Consider the following 15,229-nt stretch of genomic DNA (forward strand, 5'->3'; position numbering starts at 1 on the left):
AGTGTTCCCGTAACGCCGCCAGCAAAGCCGCGGCATTGGCGCCACGGCAATCCACAACTGTTCGGGCCCCGGCGGCACGCGCCATCTCGGCAACCCTTGGGCTTGGAACAAACAACGGTAACCGCGCCAGGGCCGGCCACGCATCGCCGGCCAGCCGCTGCAGATGCTCCAGACCCTGCCCACTGCTGACCACCAGTGCGTTCAAGCGTTCCGCTTCGACTATCGACGGCAACACCCCTTCACCGTAACTGGGCAAGTGGCGGCGGTACAATTCCAGATAATCGACACTAGCACCTTGCTCGCGCAAACGCTCTGCCAGCAAGCCGCGCCCGCCTTCACCCCGCACGATCAAGACCTTGGGGTCGGGCCGCGAAACAGCCTGGCGCAAGACCAAGTGTTCCAGCAAGGCTTCGCTGTCGTCGCCGTTATCGGGATAAAACACCGTGAGGCCGGCATCGGCAAGGATCTGTCCGGTGGCCGCGCCCACGCTGAACCAGGGTTGATCCGGAGGCTGGGGCCAGTGTTGGCGCAGCAGCTCGACGCACAGGCGTGCGGCCGGCTTGCTGACCACGATCACGGCAGTGTATTGGTCCAGTGCCTGGAATATCGCCCGCCCGGCATCGGACAGCGGGACCGGCTCGATATCCAGCAACGGCAGGCTGCTGCTGTAGACCCCCGCTTCGGCCAGGACAGCCGCCAGCGCCGACGACTCGTCCGCCGGCCGGGTGAGCAACAGCCGCCAACCCGTCACGCGTGGCCGGCCTCGCCGTAGACCGCCTTGAGAATGTCGGCGGCCCCCTGGCTCAACAAGTCTTCAGCCACCCGCACGCCCAACGCCTCGGCATCCTGGCGCGGTGCCCGGGCTTCGGCGCTGAGCAGACGGCCCCCGTTGGGCTCCCCCACCAGGCCGCGCAACCAGACCTGTTCGCCTTCCAGCACGGCATAACAGGCAATCGGTACCTGGCAGCCGCCATTGAGGTGTTTGTTCAGCGCGCGCTCGGCGAATACTCGCGTGGCGGTGTCTGCATGGTGCAGCGGCGCCAGCAGGGCGTGGATGTCGCTGTCGGCGCTGCGGCACTCGATACCCACCGCCCCTTGCCCACCGGCCGGCAGGCTGTCGTCGACGCTGATGGCCGAGGTGATGCGGTCTTCGAAGCCCAGGCGGATCAGGCCGGCGGCGGCGAGGATGATGGCGTCGTACTCACCGGCATCGAGCTTGGCCAGGCGTGTGTTGACGTTGCCGCGCAGGAAACGGATTTGCAGGTCCGGACGACGCGTCAGCAATTGGGCCTGGCGACGCAGGCTGGACGTGCCGACCACACTCCCGGCAGGCAGCGCCTCAAGGCTGGAGAAGGTATTGGAGACGAACGCGTCGCGCGGGTCTTCCCGCTCGCAGATGCAAAACAGGCCCAGGCCTTCGGGAAAGTCCATGGGCACGTCTTTCATCGAATGCACGGCGATGTCGGCTTCGTTGTCCAGCAGCGCGGTTTCCAGCTCTTTGACGAACAAGCCCTTGCCGCCGATTTTCGACAGCGGCGAGTCCAGCAGCTTGTCACCGCGACTGGCCATGGGCACCAGGGTCACGATCAGGCCGGGATGAGCCGCTTCCAGGCGGGCTTTGACGTATTCGGCCTGCCAGAGGGCCAAGGCACTTTTACGGGTGGCGATGCGGATCTCGCGAGGGAACATGAATCAATCCGTACTTAAAAGATACGGCAGATAATAACAGCTCAGTCAAAACCGCTTTGATTTGAATCACGACCCCAAGGCCTCCCTGGCCGCCAGATCCTGGAAATGAAACACGTTGAACGCCTTGGACCGCCTGGCTTAAAGCTGCTGCATCATCTTGCGCACGCCGGCCACGTGCCGCCGGCTGACAATCAGCGCGTCGCCATTGAGGCCTTTGAGGAACAGCTGGAAATGCCCAAGGGGGGTGCGTTGCAGACGCTCGATGCGCTCACGGGCCACGAGGGCGTTGCGGTGGATGCGTACGAAGCGTTCGCCGAACTCGTCTTCAAGGGCCTTGAGGGGCTCGTCGAGCAACACCTCGCCACTCTCATGGCGCAAGGTCACGTATTTATGGTCGGCAATAAAGTAGACCACCTGGTTCAAGGGGATCAGCTCGATGCCTTTGCGGGTGCGGGCACTGATGTGGCTGCGTGGGCCACTGCCGCTTTCGGCGGCTGGACGGGTCAGCGCCGCCAGTTGCACGCGGTTGGGTCGCTCAGCCTTGCGCAAGGCTTCGAGCAACGCCTCGGACGCCACCGGCTTGACCAGGTAGCCCACGGCACCGGCCTGCAACACCTCGGGTGGGAAGTCGTCCCGGGTGGTACAGAACACCACGGCGGGCGGCGACTCTCGTTCGCACAACTTCGCCGCCACCTGCAGGCCGTCCAGGCCAGGCATGCGAATGTCGAGCAGCACGATATCCGGCTTGTGGCTGTCAATAAGGGCCAATGCCTCGTCGCCATTGGTGGCGCTCGGCTCCAGGACACTGTAACCCTCGAGCTCGCCAACCATTCGGCTCAGGCGCTCGCGGGCCAGTGGTTCGTCATCAACGATCAGGACATTCATATTGCGCTGGATTCCTGCGTGAGTCTCGCACAAGGATAGCGTAGACAGGGGAAGTGACATCCGTCACCGCGATCCACGCTAAGACTCGTTCGAGGGCCAAAAAGTGCCGCGAGGCGGGTGCCTATCTTTACCAGCGCTTGCCGACCGATGCCCGAGGCCCGTTGTCGCACGGCGTTGCCGTAGGGATTATTAACTGTCGATCTGACCAATATGAGCTCCCCCTTCTTCTATGTGTCCGGTACGCCATGGATGGAAAAAGCAAAAGTCCTACCGTCCACTGTAGACGGTTGCCACGATGATATTGCTCAATCGAAAAATATCGTTGTGCGAAAACCCGGTTGGATCCCGGGTCTCGATCGAAAAAACCTGCCGACCAGTGCCAGCGCCAGTCCCGGCAACCCTGCTATCATCCGCCGCAGCCTTTAACCGCTACTTTTTCCACAGCCGATCACGAGCGAATTCATGAGCACTGACAAGACCAATCAGTCCTGGGGCGGCCGCTTCAGTGAACCCGTCGACGCCTTCGTCGCCCGCTTCACCGCCTCCGTCAACTTTGACCAGCGCCTGTATCGCCACGACATCATGGGTTCGATCGCCCACGCCACCATGCTGGCCAAGGTCGGCGTGCTGACCGATGCCGAGCGCGACAGCATCATCGATGGCCTGAAGACCATCGAGACTGAAATCGAGGCCGGCCGGTTCGACTGGCGCGTCGACCTTGAAGACGTGCACATGAACATCGAAGCACGCCTGACCGATCGCATTGGCGTGACCGGCAAGAAGCTGCACACCGGCCGCAGCCGCAACGACCAGGTCGCCACCGACATCCGTCTGTGGCTGCGGGATGAAATCGACCTGATCCTGGGCGAAATCACGCGCCTGCAAAAAGGCCTGCTGGAACAGGCCGAGCGCGAGGCCGAGAGCATCATGCCGGGCTTCACGCACCTGCAAACCGCTCAACCTGTAACGTTTGGGCATCACATGCTGGCCTGGTTCGAAATGCTCAGCCGCGACTACGAGCGCCTGGTGGACTGCCGCAAGCGCACCAACCGCATGCCCCTGGGCAGCGCCGCGCTGGCCGGCACCACGTACCCGATCGATCGTGAGTACACCGCGCAGCTGCTGGGCTTCGACGCCGTGGGCGGCAACTCGCTGGATAACGTCTCGGACCGCGATTTCGCCATCGAATTCTGCGCCGCCGCGAGCATCGCGATGATGCACCTGTCGCGCTTCTCCGAAGAGCTGGTGCTGTGGACCAGCGCGCAGTTCCAATTCATCGATTTGCCCGACCGTTTCTGCACCGGCAGCTCGATCATGCCGCAAAAGAAAAACCCCGACGTGCCGGAACTGGTGCGCGGCAAGAGCGGCCGGGTGTTCGGCGCGCTGATGGGCCTGTTGACCTTGATGAAAGGCCAGCCGCTGGCCTACAACAAGGATAACCAGGAAGACAAGGAACCGCTGTTCGACGCCGCCGACACCTTGCGCGACTCGCTGCGGGCCTTCGCCGACATGATCCCGGCCATCAAGCCCAAGCACGCGGTGATGCGCGAAGCGGCCCTGCGCGGTTTCTCCACCGCCACCGACCTGGCCGACTACCTGGTGCGCCGTGGCCTGCCGTTCCGTGATTGCCATGAGATTGTCGGCCATGCCGTGAAGTACGGCGTGGACACCGGCAAGGACCTGGCGGAAATGAGCCTGGACGAACTGCGCCAGTTCAGCGACCAGATCGAGCAGGACGTGTTTGCCGTGTTGACCCTCGAAGGCTCGGTCAATGCCCGTGACCACATCGGCGGCACCGCGCCGGCGCAGGTCAAGGCAGCGGTTGTGCGCGGCCAGGCGTTGCTCGCCAGCCGCTAAAGCCAGAAGCATCGCGAGCAAGCTCGCCCCCACAATGGTTCTCCGGTGAACACACCCCTTGTGAACATCCAGAGATCAAATGTGGGAGCGAGCCTGCTCGCGATAGCTGACTTCAAATCACCGAAAAGCTCACTTCTTGGCGGCAACCATCGCCAAAAACGTCGGCATCTCCGCCTCCTTGTCCGCAGCGATCCGCCGCACGTTCGGGTTCTGCTCCAAGCGCTCCATCAGCGCCTTGGCCGCCGGCATGTCCGCCAGCCAATCGATATCGAAGACCTTCCTGCCCACTTGCAGGGCCAGCGAAAGGCTGTAGTAGAAATACAGGTCGGCAATGCTCAGGCTGTCGCCCGCCACATAGGGCGAGAATTTGCCGTGCCGGCCGAGCGACGCGAACCCCAGCAACAATTCGGACTTGGACTTTTCCTTGATGGCATCGGCCACCGTCATGCCGAAAAACGCCTCGCTATAGCAGGCCCGCCCCGGCAGCTCGATGTACAGCTCGATTTCCCGGCACAAGGCCAACACCTGGGCGCGCTCGAACGGTTCGGTCGGCAGCAGGGCTTTACCCGGTTGGGTTTGCTCGATGTATTCGAGGATGACGCTGGTCTCGTTGATAAAACCCTGCTCGGTCTTCAGCACCGGCACCTTGCCGCGCGGGCTGATGGCCAGGGCTTCCGGGGTCTGGTTGCCAAAGAACGGTACTTCTTCGAAGGGCACGCCCTTCTCCAACAATGCCAACTTGACCATGTTGTAATAATTACTGACAGAGAAACCATAAAGCTTGAGCATTACAAAGCCTCCAGGCCGTGCGGGGTTGGCAGCCTTGCGTTATAGACCGTCGAGGGGTTTCTTGCCAGGCGCATCACGCCGCTGAATGCAGGTAAACTGGCGGCCTTTCCTACAGGAGCCTGCCATGAGCGAGCCAACCGATATCGACAGTGACGAAGAAGAGTTCGTCGAGAACACGCTGATCGAAGCCATCGAAAACCAGATCGAAAGCGACAACCCGCCAGCGGCCAAGGCCACGTTCAACAAGCTGACCCTGGTCGGTTACGAGCGCGAAGAAATCCTCAACCTCATGGCCCATGTACTGGCCCATGAAATCGACGCCATTCTCGAAGAAGACCGCCCGTTCGACACCCAATGGTACGAAGCGGCGCTGCGCGCCCTCCCCGAGTTGCCACCGGAAAAGAAATAAACCGGCAGGCGCCGTTGTTAGCCGGGTCACGCTTGTAGGAGCTGTCGAGTGCAGCGAGGCTGCGATCTTTCCACCGCCAGTTGAATCGAGAGCGAAAAATCAGGATCAAAAGATCGCAGGCTTCGCCAGCTCCTACAAAGTCCGGCGGGGATAAATCCCCTCGCCACAAGGTGCTCTACCTGGCAGAACAGCGGTGTTCCGTCACCCAAAAGAAAAAAAGCATGCCCCTGACACTGGACAGCTCGGCCGACTACGCTCACCTTAGTGACGCTGTCGTCCAAATTCCTAGAAAGTCTGGAGTCCTTATGTCGCTTACCCCTGAGTTGGTTGCCGAACTGGAAATCCTTGCACTCTTCAACCTGGACAGTTCCCAGGAAGGCCTGAAAATTCATCAGACCGCTGCCCCTAAAGCGATTGCCGCTGCCCAACGCCTGTACGAGAAAGACCTGATCACCCAGCCCGACGGTGGTTACCTGACCAGCCTGGGACGGGATGCCGCCCAAAATGTCCAAACCGTCCTGACGATACTCAGCGTTCAACAAGAAGCCGCCTGATCCCCCTGCCGCCCACGGAAATCTCCTCTACGGGATTTCCGCAGGCGCACTGGCGCCCGGCGTAAAGAACCGGCATTAAAAATCCTGTTTCCAGCTTAAGTATTCCCAAGACCGGGCGCTAACCTGCCATCACCCCACGTTCGACGCCGCGAGCCGGTTTTAGCTGACATGACCCGCAACCATGAAATCCGCCCCGATCTGGACGAGGGAATCGACCGCAAGGTCCTGAGCCAGTTGCGCGCACGTTTTCTCAAGCTCAACACCGTGCGGCTGGAGCGCGCCCTCGAAGGCCTGTCGCCCCGCCAGCAAGGCGTACTGACGCTGCTGCCGCTGTTTTTCCACGTCAACCATCCGCTGCTGCCCGGCTACGTCTCCGGTAGCACGCCCGCCGGGCTGTCGAACTACGAACCTGACGCCAACGTCCTTGCCGAAGCCCAGCGGCTGACCCGTTCGTTTTCCTACAAGCCCCGGCACGGCAGCAACCCGCCGCGGCCGATCCTTGGCCTGTTCCTGATGGGCAGCCTCGGCACCCTGGCCCAGGCCGACCAGAGCGACATGGACGTGTGGGTGTGCCACGGGCCGGACCTGAGCGACGATGAACTGGCCGAGCTGCGCAAGAAATGCCAGTTGCTGGAGACCTGGGCCGCGACCCAGGGCGCCGAAGCCCACTTTTTCCTGATCGACCCGGCGCGTTTCGTACGGGGCGAGCGGGACAACCAGCTCAGTTCCGACGATTGCGGCACCACCCAGCATTACCTGTTGCTGGACGAGTTCTACCGCACCGCGATCTGGCTGGCCGGGCGCACGCCGATCTGGTGGCTGGTGCCGGTCTACGAAGAAGAGAACTACGAGCAGTACACCCATACGCTGATGTCCAAGCGTTTCATTCGCGCGGATGAAACCCTGGACCTGGGACACCTGGCCTACATTCCGCCGGGCGAATTCGTCGGTGCCGGGCTCTGGCAGCTGTTCAAGGGTATCGAATCGCCCTACAAGTCCGTGCTCAAGCTGCTGCTGACCGAGGTCTATGCCAGCGAACACCCGAACGTGCGCTGCCTGAGCCTGCGCTTCAAACAGGCCGTGTTCGCCAACCGCCTGGACCTGGAAGAGCTGGACCCGTACATGCTGGTTTACCGCCGCATCGAGGAATACCTCGATGCCCGTGGCGAACCCGAACGCCTGGAGTTGATCCGCCGCGCGCTGTACCTGAAGGTCAATCGCAAACTCACCGGCCAGGCGCGCAGCAGTGGCTGGCAACGGGTACTGCTTGAGCGACTGGCCCGGGAATGGGGCTGGGACCAGCGTCAACTGGCATTGCTGGACAGCCGCAGCCAGTGGAAAGTCCGCCAGGTCAGCCACGAGCGGCGCGCACTGGTCAACGAACTCACCCACAGCTACCGCTTCCTGACCCAGTTCGCCCGCACCGAGAAAACCGTCAGCCTGATCAACAAGCGTGATCTCAACGTGCTTGGCCGGCGCTTGTATGCCGCCTTCGAGCGCAAGGCCGACAAGGTCGAGTTCATCAACCCCGGTATCGCGCCGGACCTGGCCGAAGACACCCTGACGCTGGTCCAGTCACCCAACAAGAAGGAACCGGGGCAGAACCAGTGGGGCCTGTACAACGGCAGCCTCAACGCCTTGGAGTGGGAGAACTTCGCGCCGATCAAACGTTGCCGCGAGTTGCTGGAGCTGTTGACCTGGTGCCACCGCAACGGCGTGATCGACAGCAGCACGCGCCTGGCGCTGCACCCAGGTGACAGCGACCTGAGCGAGTTCGAACTGTTCAACCTGCTGGGCAGCCTGCAACAGTCCATCGCCCTGCCCCTGGTCACGGTGGATGAAGCGCAGTTGCTGCGCGCCAGCGTGCCCAGCGAAGTGCTGATCCTGGTGAACGTCGGCATCGACCCGCTCAAGCACCATCGCGACCTGAATATCCTGATGACCACCGAGCGTACCGACTCCCTGAGCTATGCCGGGGTCCGGGAAAACCTGGTGCTGACCCTCGACCAGGTTACGCTCAACAGTTGGAATGAAGTGCTGGTCAACCGTTTCGACGGCGAACACGCCCTGCTCGACTGCCTGCGCGACTACCTCAACGACCTGCCCGTCACCCAGCGCCAACCGCGCTTGCAGGTGCGCTGCTTCTGCCACAACCGCGCCCAATTCATTGCGCGGCGGGTCGAGGAAGTCATCGAAACGGCGCAGACCCTGCTGTTGAGCAGGCTCAATCACCGCTACCTGCTTCAGGTCCAGCAGCATTACCACGTGCTGGAACTGGTGCCCGGCCAGGTCAATCATGTGGCCCTGGGCAGCTTGTCGGCGCTGATGGATTACCTGGGCGAGGAACTGACGGCCTACAGCCCCTTGCAGCTGGACCCGATGGCCCTGGAAGACCACGACCTGGCGCTGATCCTGCCCATGGGCCAGCCCGAGTGTATCCAGGTGTTCTACCGGACCAGCGAGGACGAAGCCGATCTGTACGTGCTCGATGAATTCAATGCGCTGTGGCAACAGCACGTGCCCTATCACGACGAACAAAGCCTGCTGGTGCCGCTGCAGCGCTTCCTGCAATCGGTGCTGTACCGTCGCGACGCCCTGTTGCCGCTGGACGCCGCCCAGCCGCTGACCCTGGAAACCCTGTACTACCAGTTGCTGCCTTCAGGTGGCCGGGCGCGCCGGATCGAAGCGCGGCAAGCCCCACAGACACCGGTCGACAAGCCGTTCTATGACGTGCAGGCGATCATCGGCAAAGCGGCGCACGGGCAGGTGCACGTCACCCTGTACTGCGATCAGCAGGAATTTTCCGAACTGGAACATGGCGACCAACTGTTCCGCGTGGTCGCCAGGGAGATCGTCGAACAGCGCCGCGAAGCCCAGCGCTATCGCTGCTACATCACCGACCTGGATCTCTCGGGGCTGGTGGGCGACGGGGCCTGCTCAACCAATTTGTACCTGCGCTACAAGGCCGACCTGGAACGCGCCCTGAACGAGGCGCTGGCCCTGGTCTGAAGCACCCGGGCACTCAGAGGTGGAAATCGCCGCCTGCTTCGGGCTGGTATTCGACGTCCAGCAAGGTCAGTTTCAACGTCTTGCCGCCCGGGGCCGGCCAGTCGATGTGCTGGCCGACCTTCAGGCCCAGCAAGGCACTGCCCACCGGTGCCAGGATCGAGATCCGGCCTTCGTCGGCATTGGCGTCCTGTGGATAAACCAACGTCAGGTGATAGTCCTTGCCGCTGCTTTCTTCGCGGCAGTGCACACGCGAATTCATGGTCACGACATCGGCAGGCACTTCTTCGTGGCCCACCACGTTCTCGGCGCGATCCAGTTCGGTTTGCAACGCAATCACGCCTGGCAGCGTTTCATCAAGACTGTCGATCAGGCGTTCCAGACGCTGTACGTCCAGGCGGGTAAGGGTGATGGAAGGTGCGGTCATGATCCAGGCAGACTCCTTTTTTCTGCACAAAAAAAGCAAAACCCCGCCACAAAAAGGCGGGGTTTTCACGGGCCTCGACGAATTGAGGCGTAGCCGGACACTATCAGTAGGAGCTGACGAGTGCAACGAGGCTGCGATCTTGATCCGAGCAATTGAGCCTCAAGCGAAAACCGCAAAGATCAAGAACAAAAGATCGCAGCCTTCGGCAGCTCCTACAGGGATCTGCGCTTGAGCGCCTCGGCACAGATGACCCGCCGGCGCTCATCATCGGCCGAGCGCCATTCGCGGATATCTTCCACATGGCGGAAACAGCCGAGGCAGACCTTCTGCTCATCCAGCTTGCACACGCTGGTGCACGGCGACGGCACCGCGGGGCTGACGTTGCTGTAGAGCGGCTTGGGGGGCCGTGGCGGGGCGGTCTGGCTCACGCCGTCACAGGCCTTCGAACTCGAGTTCCACGCCCGCCTGCAGCTTGACGATGCGCTCGAGCATCTCACCCAGTTGCTCTTCGCTCTTGTCACACATCCAGCGCTCGCTTTCCTCGTCGTAGTCGAAATGAAAGCCGCCGGAGACCGCCGCCAGCCACAACTGCCGCAACGGCTCCTGGCGACTGAAGATCAGTTGGCTGCCGTTTTCGAACTTGACGGTGAGTACACCGGCGGAGATTTCCAGATCGATGTCCAGGCCACTGTCATCGAACACATCCTCCAGCGTTTGCTGGGTCGCATCGACCAGATCGTGGAAACGGGCTTCAGTCAAACTCATTTGCGGCAACCTCGAAAATGTCTGCTCATGCTCAAGCGCCGCAAGATACGGACGCCGCCCGGCGATTGCAAAGGATATACCGATCAACGACAACAGTGCCGCCGGACGGGCGCCCCGTTGCATAGGCAAGCTGACGGGTGGCCGGTATACTCCGGCGCAATTAATGCATTTTCAAGGATTTCGCCATGAAGCGCCTGATCTCTTCCCTTGCTGCGCTCGTCGCGGTTGCCTGCCTCGTGACAGCCTGTGGTCAAAAAGGTCCGTTGTACCTGCCTGATGACAGCAAGTCCCCTGAAGAACAGGCCAAGTCGTCGCAATCCAAGACACACTCGCACGACACCCACACCACCTACTAAGGGAACGCCATGGACGCTTTTAACTACCGTGGCGGGGAGCTGTTCGCGGAAGGAGTTGCCCTGTCCGCGATCGCCGAACGTTTCGGCACGCCGACCTACGTCTATTCCCGTGCCCACATCGAAGCCCAGTACCGGACGTTCGCCGATGCGCTCGACGGCATGCCGCACTTGGTGTGTTTCGCCGTCAAGGCCAACTCCAACCTGGGCGTGCTCAATGTCCTGGCGCGCCTGGGTGCCGGTTTCGACATCGTCTCCGGTGGCGAGCTCGAGCGTGTGCTGGCCGCTGGTGGCAGCGCCGACAAGATCGTGTTCTCCGGCGTCGGCAAGACCCGCGAAGACATGCGCCGCGCCCTGGAAGTCGGCGTGCACTGCTTCAACATCGAATCCACCGATGAGCTGGAGCGCCTGCAGGTCGTCGCCGCCGAGCTGGGCGTTCGCGCGCCGGTTTCCCTGCGCGTGAACCCGGACGTCGACGCGGGCACCCACCCGTACATTTCCACCGGCCTGAAGGAAAACAAGTTCGGCATCGCCATTGCCGACGCCGAGGACGTGTACGTACGCGCCGCCCAACTGCCAAACCTGGAAGTGCTGGGTGTCGATTGCCACATCGGCTCGCAACTGACCACCCTCGAACCGTTCATCGATGCCCTCGACCGCCTGCTGGCGCTGGTCGACCGCCTTGGCGACTGCGGCATCTACCTGCGCCACATCGACCTGGGTGGCGGTGTCGGCGTGCGCTATCGCGATGAAGAGCCCCCCCTGGTGGCCGACTACATCAAGACGGTGCGCGAGCGCCTCGAAGGCCGCGACCTGGCGCTGATGTTCGAGCCCGGCCGCTATATCGTGGCCAATGCCGGCGTGCTGCTGACCCAGGTCGAATACCTCAAGCACACCGAACACAAGGATTTCGCCATCGTCGATGCGGCGATGAACGACCTGATCCGCCCGGCGCTGTACCAGGCGTGGATGGATGTCACCGCCGTGCGCCCTCGCGACACCGCGGCCCGCCCCTACGACATCGTCGGGCCGATCTGCGAAACCGGTGACTTCCTGGCCAAGGGTCGGGAGCTGGCGCTGGAAGAAGGCGACTTGCTGGCCGTGCATTCGGCCGGTGCCTACGGGTTTGTCATGAGTTCCAACTACAACACCCGCGGCCGTTGCGCCGAGGTGCTGGTGGACGGTGATCAGGCATTCGAAGTGCGTCGCCGCGAGACGGTAGCCGAGTTGTTTGCCGGCGAAAGCCTGCTGCCGGAGTAAAACCATGCTGCTGCGTTTTACCAAGATGCACGGCCTGGGCAATGACTTCATGGTCCTCGACCTGGTCAGCCAGCACGCGCATATCCTGCCCAAGCATGCCAAGCAATGGGGAGACCGGCACACCGGTATCGGTTTCGACCAGTTGCTGATCGTCGAGGCGCCCAACAACCCGGACGTGGATTTCCGTTATCGGATCTTCAACGCCGACGGTTCGGAAGTGGAGCAATGCGGCAACGGCGCGCGCTGCTTCGCCCGCTTCGTGCTGGACAAGCGCCTGACCGCCAAGCGGCAGATCCGTGTCGAGACCAAGAGCGGCATCATCGAACTGGATGTGCGCAGCGACGGCCAGATCGGCGTCAACATGGGCGCCCCGCGCCTGGTACCGGCGGACATTCCATTCGAAGCGCCGGCCCAGGCCCTGAGCTATCCATTGGAAGTCGATGGCAACACGGTGGAGCTGGCGGCAGTCTCCATGGGCAACCCCCATGCCGTGCTGCGAGTGACCGATATCAACAGTGCCCCGGTGCATGAGCTGGGGCCGAAAATCGAACACCATCCGCGCTTCCCCGCGCGGGTGAATGTCGGTTTCCTGCAAGTCATCGACCGTCACCGCGCACAATTGCGCGTCTGGGAACGCGGTGCCGGGGAAACCCAGGCCTGCGGTACCGGCGCCTGTGCCGCTGCCGTCGCTGCGATCAGCCAGGGGTGGATGGATTCGCCATTGTTGATCGACCTGCCCGGCGGGCGCCTGTCCATCGAATGGGCAGGCCCTGGCCAACCGGTGATGATGACCGGCCCGGCAGTGCGCGTATACGAAGGACAAGTTCGTCTTTGAGTGAGCCAAACCCATGACCGATCAGCCACAGGTTCCAGCCCCACAGCCCGACGAATCTCCCAGCCTTCCAGAAGTCGCGGCCGTGACCGCTTACCTGGAGGCTCATCCGGACTTCTTCGTCGAGCATGAAGAACTGCTTGCGACGATGCGCATCCCCCACCGGCGCGGCGACACCGTGTCGCTGGTGGAGCACCAGATGAAGATCCTGCGCGAGCGCAACATCGAAATGCGCCATCGTCTTTCGCACCTGATGGACGTGGCCCGGGACAACGACCGGCTCTTCGACAAGACCCGTCGACTGATCCTGGCCCTGATGGACGCCAGCACCCTCGAAGACCTGGTCATGAGCGTCGAAGACAGTCTGCGCCAGGATTTCCAGGTGCCCTTTGTCAGCCTGATCCTGTTTGGCGACAACGCCATGCCGGTGGGCCGCTGGGTGACCCACGCCGAAGCGCAGACGGCCATCGGCGGCCTGCTCACGGAAAACAAAAGCGTCAGCGGCAGCCTGCGCGAACATGAGCTGGACTTCCTGTTCGGCGAAGAACAGCGCAAGCAGATCGGCTCCACTGCCGTCGTCGCCATCGCCCACCAGGGCGTGCACGGCGTACTGGCCATCGCCAGCCGCGATCCGCAGCACTACAAGAGTTCGGTGGGCACGCTGTTCTTGAGCTACATCGCCGAAGTCACCGGCCGGGTGCTGCCAAGAGTCGCCGGTTCGCTGCGCTCGGTACGCTGATGATGGAGCGGCAACTGGACGCCTACTGCGAACACCTGCGCAGTGAGCGTCAGGTGTCGCCCCACACGTTGTCGGCCTATCGCCGCGACCTGGAAAAAGTGCTGGGCTGGTGCCAGAAGCAGAACATCGGCAGTTGGTCGGCCCTGGATATCCAGCGCTTGCGCAGCCTGATCGCCCGCCTGCATCAACAGGGACAGTCCTCCCGCAGCCTGGCGCGACTGTTGTCGGCGGTGCGCGGCCTGTATCACTACCTCAATCGCGAAGGCCTGTGCGATCACGATCCGGCCACCGGCCTGGCACCGCCCAAGGGCGAACGCCGGCTGCCGAAGACCCTCGACACCGACCGCGCCCTGCAATTGCTTGAAGGCGCCGTCGAAGATGACTTCCTGGCCCGGCGCGACCAGGCGATTCTCGAGCTGTTCTATTCGTCCGGCCTGCGGCTTTCAGAGCTGACGGGGCTTAACCTGGATCAACTGGACCTGGCCGACGGCATGGTCCAGGTGCTCGGCAAGGGCAGCAAGACCCGCCTGCTGCCCGTCGGCCGCAAGGCCCGTGAAGCCCTGGAACTGTGGCTGCCCCTGCGGGCCCTGGCCAACCCCGCCGACGACGCGGTATTCGTCAGCCAACGCGGTCGGCGCCTCGGCCCGCGGGCGATTCAGTTGCGGGTCAAGGCCGCCGGCGAACGCGAGCTGGGGCAGAACCTGCACCCACACATGCTCAGGCACTCCTTCGCCAGCCATCTGCTGGAATCCTCCCAGGACCTGCGCGCCGTTCAAGAGCTGCTGGGCCACTCGGACATCAAGACGACACAGATCTACACCCACTTGGACTTCCAGCACCTGGCGACGGTCTATGACAGTGCCCACCCCAGGGCCAAACGCATCAAGGGCGACGAATCATGACCATCGAACTCATCACTTTCGACCTGGACGACACCCTGTGGGACACAGCCCCGGTGATCGCCAGCGCCGAAGCCATACTCCGCCAATGGCTGACCGACAACGCACCGGACCTGGGCGGACTGCCGGTGGAGCATCTTTTTTCGATTCGCGAGCAAGTGTTGCGCGAAGAACCCAACCTCAAGCATCGCATCAGTGCGTTGCGCCGGCGGGTGCTGTTCCGCGCCTTGCAGGATGCCGGCTACGACCAGTGGCAAGCCTCTGAACTGGCGGACCAGGCTTTCGAGACGTTCCTGCACGCCCGTCATCAGCTGGAGATTTTTCCCGAGGTGCAGCCCACCCTGGAAATCCTGGCCAATCATTTCGCCCTCGGCGTGGTCACCAATGGCAACGCCGACGTGCGACGCCTGGGGCTGGCGGACTACTTCAAGTTCGCCTTGTGCGCCGAAGACATCGGCATCGCCAAGCCTGACGCCCGGTTGTTCCACGAAGCCCTGCAGCGCGGCGGCGCCACGGCACAGACCGCCGTGCACGTTGGCGATCACCCGGGCGACGACATCGCCGGCGCCCAACAGGCCGGCCTGCGCGCGGTGTGGTTCAACCCGGCAGGCAAGCCCTGGAATGCTGACCATGTACCGGATGCGGAAATTCGCAGCCTGACCGAACTGCCGGGGTTACTGGCTGGGTGGCATAGCCAACCCTGAACCCCGCTTCACAGCCGCCAAAGCCTCTGTGGGAGCGAGCCTGCTCGCGAAGGCGGCGGCA

At 62.6% G+C, this 15,229-nt stretch carries 16 protein-coding genes and 2 pseudogenes; 10 read left to right on the forward strand and 8 right to left on the reverse strand.

The annotated features are described in order from the left end of the window. Nucleotides 1–4: 4 nt before the first annotated feature. From BLU85_RS31465 to BLU85_RS31810, 4 genes and pseudogenes are all read right to left on the reverse strand, one after another. Nucleotides 5–751: pseudogene (locus tag BLU85_RS31465) on the reverse strand (uroporphyrinogen-III synthase); the annotation flags it as partial. Further along, a complete protein-coding gene (hemC, locus tag BLU85_RS21155; protein ID WP_092203265.1) occupies nt 748–1,689 on the reverse strand; it encodes a hydroxymethylbilane synthase in 942 nt (313 codons plus the stop codon). The pseudogene BLU85_RS31465 and the gene hemC, both read right to left, overlap by 4 nt. 138 nt (nt 1,690–1,827) lie before the next feature. After that, the gene (locus BLU85_RS21160) at nt 1,828–2,574 is read right to left on the reverse strand and encodes a LytR/AlgR family response regulator transcription factor (protein WP_060740100.1); all 747 of its coding nucleotides are present in this window, start codon (nt 2,572–2,574) and stop codon (nt 1,828–1,830) included. After that, nucleotides 2,571–2,801 (reverse strand): annotated as a pseudogene (locus BLU85_RS31810) (sensor histidine kinase); the annotation flags it as partial. The gene BLU85_RS21160 and the pseudogene BLU85_RS31810, both read right to left, overlap by 4 nt. A gap of 235 nt (nt 2,802–3,036) precedes the next feature. Between BLU85_RS31810 and argH the strand changes: the two are divergent. Continuing rightward, nucleotides 3,037–4,431: an argininosuccinate lyase gene (argH, locus tag BLU85_RS21165; protein ID WP_092203267.1), complete on the forward strand. Its 1,395-nt coding sequence runs from the start codon at nt 3,037–3,039 to the stop codon at nt 4,429–4,431. A gap of 129 nt (nt 4,432–4,560) precedes the next feature. Here the strand turns inward: argH and BLU85_RS21170 are convergent, their stop codons facing one another. After that, nucleotides 4,561–5,220, reverse strand: a complete 660-nt coding sequence (locus tag BLU85_RS21170) for a glutathione S-transferase family protein (RefSeq protein WP_092203269.1) — start codon at nt 5,218–5,220, stop codon at nt 4,561–4,563. A gap of 124 nt (nt 5,221–5,344) precedes the next feature. Here BLU85_RS21170 and BLU85_RS21175 point away from each other — a divergent pair, with 124 nt between their 5' ends. The 3 genes from BLU85_RS21175 (at nt 5,345) to BLU85_RS21185 (ending at nt 9,192) form a co-directional block, all read left to right on the forward strand. Continuing rightward, nucleotides 5,345–5,629 carry a hypothetical protein gene (locus BLU85_RS21175; protein ID WP_092203271.1) on the forward strand — a complete coding sequence of 95 codons (285 nt, stop codon included), beginning with the start codon at nt 5,345–5,347 and terminating at the stop codon, nt 5,627–5,629. Between the two features lie 305 nt (nt 5,630–5,934). Next, entirely contained in the window at nt 5,935–6,183 is a 249-nt protein-coding gene (locus BLU85_RS21180; RefSeq protein ID WP_060740096.1) for a TIGR02647 family protein, read from the forward strand. 168 nt (nt 6,184–6,351) lie between these two features. Then, nucleotides 6,352–9,192, forward strand: a complete 2,841-nt coding sequence (locus BLU85_RS21185) for a class I adenylate cyclase (RefSeq protein WP_092203273.1) — start codon at nt 6,352–6,354, stop codon at nt 9,190–9,192. Nucleotides 9,193–9,205: 13 nt separating this feature from the next. Here BLU85_RS21185 and rnk read toward each other — a convergent pair whose 3' ends face one another. The 3 genes from rnk to cyaY all read right to left on the reverse strand — a co-directional run bounded on the left by rnk (nt 9,206) and on the right by cyaY (nt 10,381). Next, on the reverse strand, nt 9,206–9,616 hold the full coding sequence (gene rnk / locus BLU85_RS21190) for a nucleoside diphosphate kinase regulator (protein WP_060740094.1): 411 nt from the start codon (nt 9,614–9,616) through the stop codon (nt 9,206–9,208). A gap of 212 nt (nt 9,617–9,828) precedes the next feature. Further along, the gene (locus BLU85_RS21200; RefSeq protein WP_092203277.1) at nt 9,829–10,044 is read right to left on the reverse strand and encodes a DUF1289 domain-containing protein; all 216 of its coding nucleotides are present in this window, start codon (nt 10,042–10,044) and stop codon (nt 9,829–9,831) included. Between the two features lie 4 nt (nt 10,045–10,048). Then, nucleotides 10,049–10,381 carry an iron donor protein CyaY gene (gene cyaY, locus BLU85_RS21205; protein WP_092203279.1) on the reverse strand — a complete coding sequence of 111 codons (333 nt, stop codon included), beginning with the start codon at nt 10,379–10,381 and terminating at the stop codon, nt 10,049–10,051. Nucleotides 10,382–10,566: 185 nt separating this feature from the next. On the opposite strand from cyaY, the gene BLU85_RS21210 reads away from it, so the two are divergent. Genes BLU85_RS21210 through BLU85_RS21235 form a run of 6 tightly spaced genes read left to right on the forward strand, consistent with a single transcriptional unit; the run spans nt 10,567 to nt 15,168 of the window. After that, the gene (locus BLU85_RS21210) at nt 10,567–10,737 is read left to right on the forward strand and encodes an LPS translocon maturation chaperone LptM (protein WP_072406122.1); all 171 of its coding nucleotides are present in this window, start codon (nt 10,567–10,569) and stop codon (nt 10,735–10,737) included. A gap of 9 nt (nt 10,738–10,746) precedes the next feature. Beyond that, nucleotides 10,747–11,994 carry a diaminopimelate decarboxylase gene (lysA, locus tag BLU85_RS21215; protein WP_092174851.1) on the forward strand — a complete coding sequence of 416 codons (1,248 nt, stop codon included), beginning with the start codon at nt 10,747–10,749 and terminating at the stop codon, nt 11,992–11,994. Nucleotides 11,995–11,998: 4 nt separating this feature from the next. Beyond that, nucleotides 11,999–12,829, forward strand: coding sequence for a diaminopimelate epimerase (gene dapF / locus BLU85_RS21220; protein WP_092203281.1), 831 nt, complete (start codon nt 11,999–12,001; stop codon nt 12,827–12,829). Nucleotides 12,830–12,842: 13 nt separating this feature from the next. Then, nucleotides 12,843–13,565, forward strand: a complete 723-nt coding sequence (locus BLU85_RS21225) for a DUF484 family protein (RefSeq protein WP_060740089.1) — start codon at nt 12,843–12,845, stop codon at nt 13,563–13,565. Nucleotides 13,566–13,567: 2 nt separating this feature from the next. Beyond that, nucleotides 13,568–14,467 carry a tyrosine recombinase XerC gene (gene xerC / locus BLU85_RS21230; protein ID WP_092203293.1) on the forward strand — a complete coding sequence of 300 codons (900 nt, stop codon included), beginning with the start codon at nt 13,568–13,570 and terminating at the stop codon, nt 14,465–14,467. Then, a complete protein-coding gene (locus BLU85_RS21235; protein WP_092203283.1) occupies nt 14,464–15,168 on the forward strand; it encodes an HAD family hydrolase in 705 nt (234 codons plus the stop codon). The genes xerC and BLU85_RS21235 overlap by 4 nt, the downstream gene beginning before the upstream one ends. The last annotated feature ends 61 nt before the right edge of the window (nt 15,169–15,229 follow it).

The organism is Pseudomonas sp. NFACC14 (assembly GCF_900106885.1).
Lineage (GTDB): Bacteria > Pseudomonadota > Gammaproteobacteria > Pseudomonadales > Pseudomonadaceae > Aquipseudomonas > Aquipseudomonas fluorescens_AA.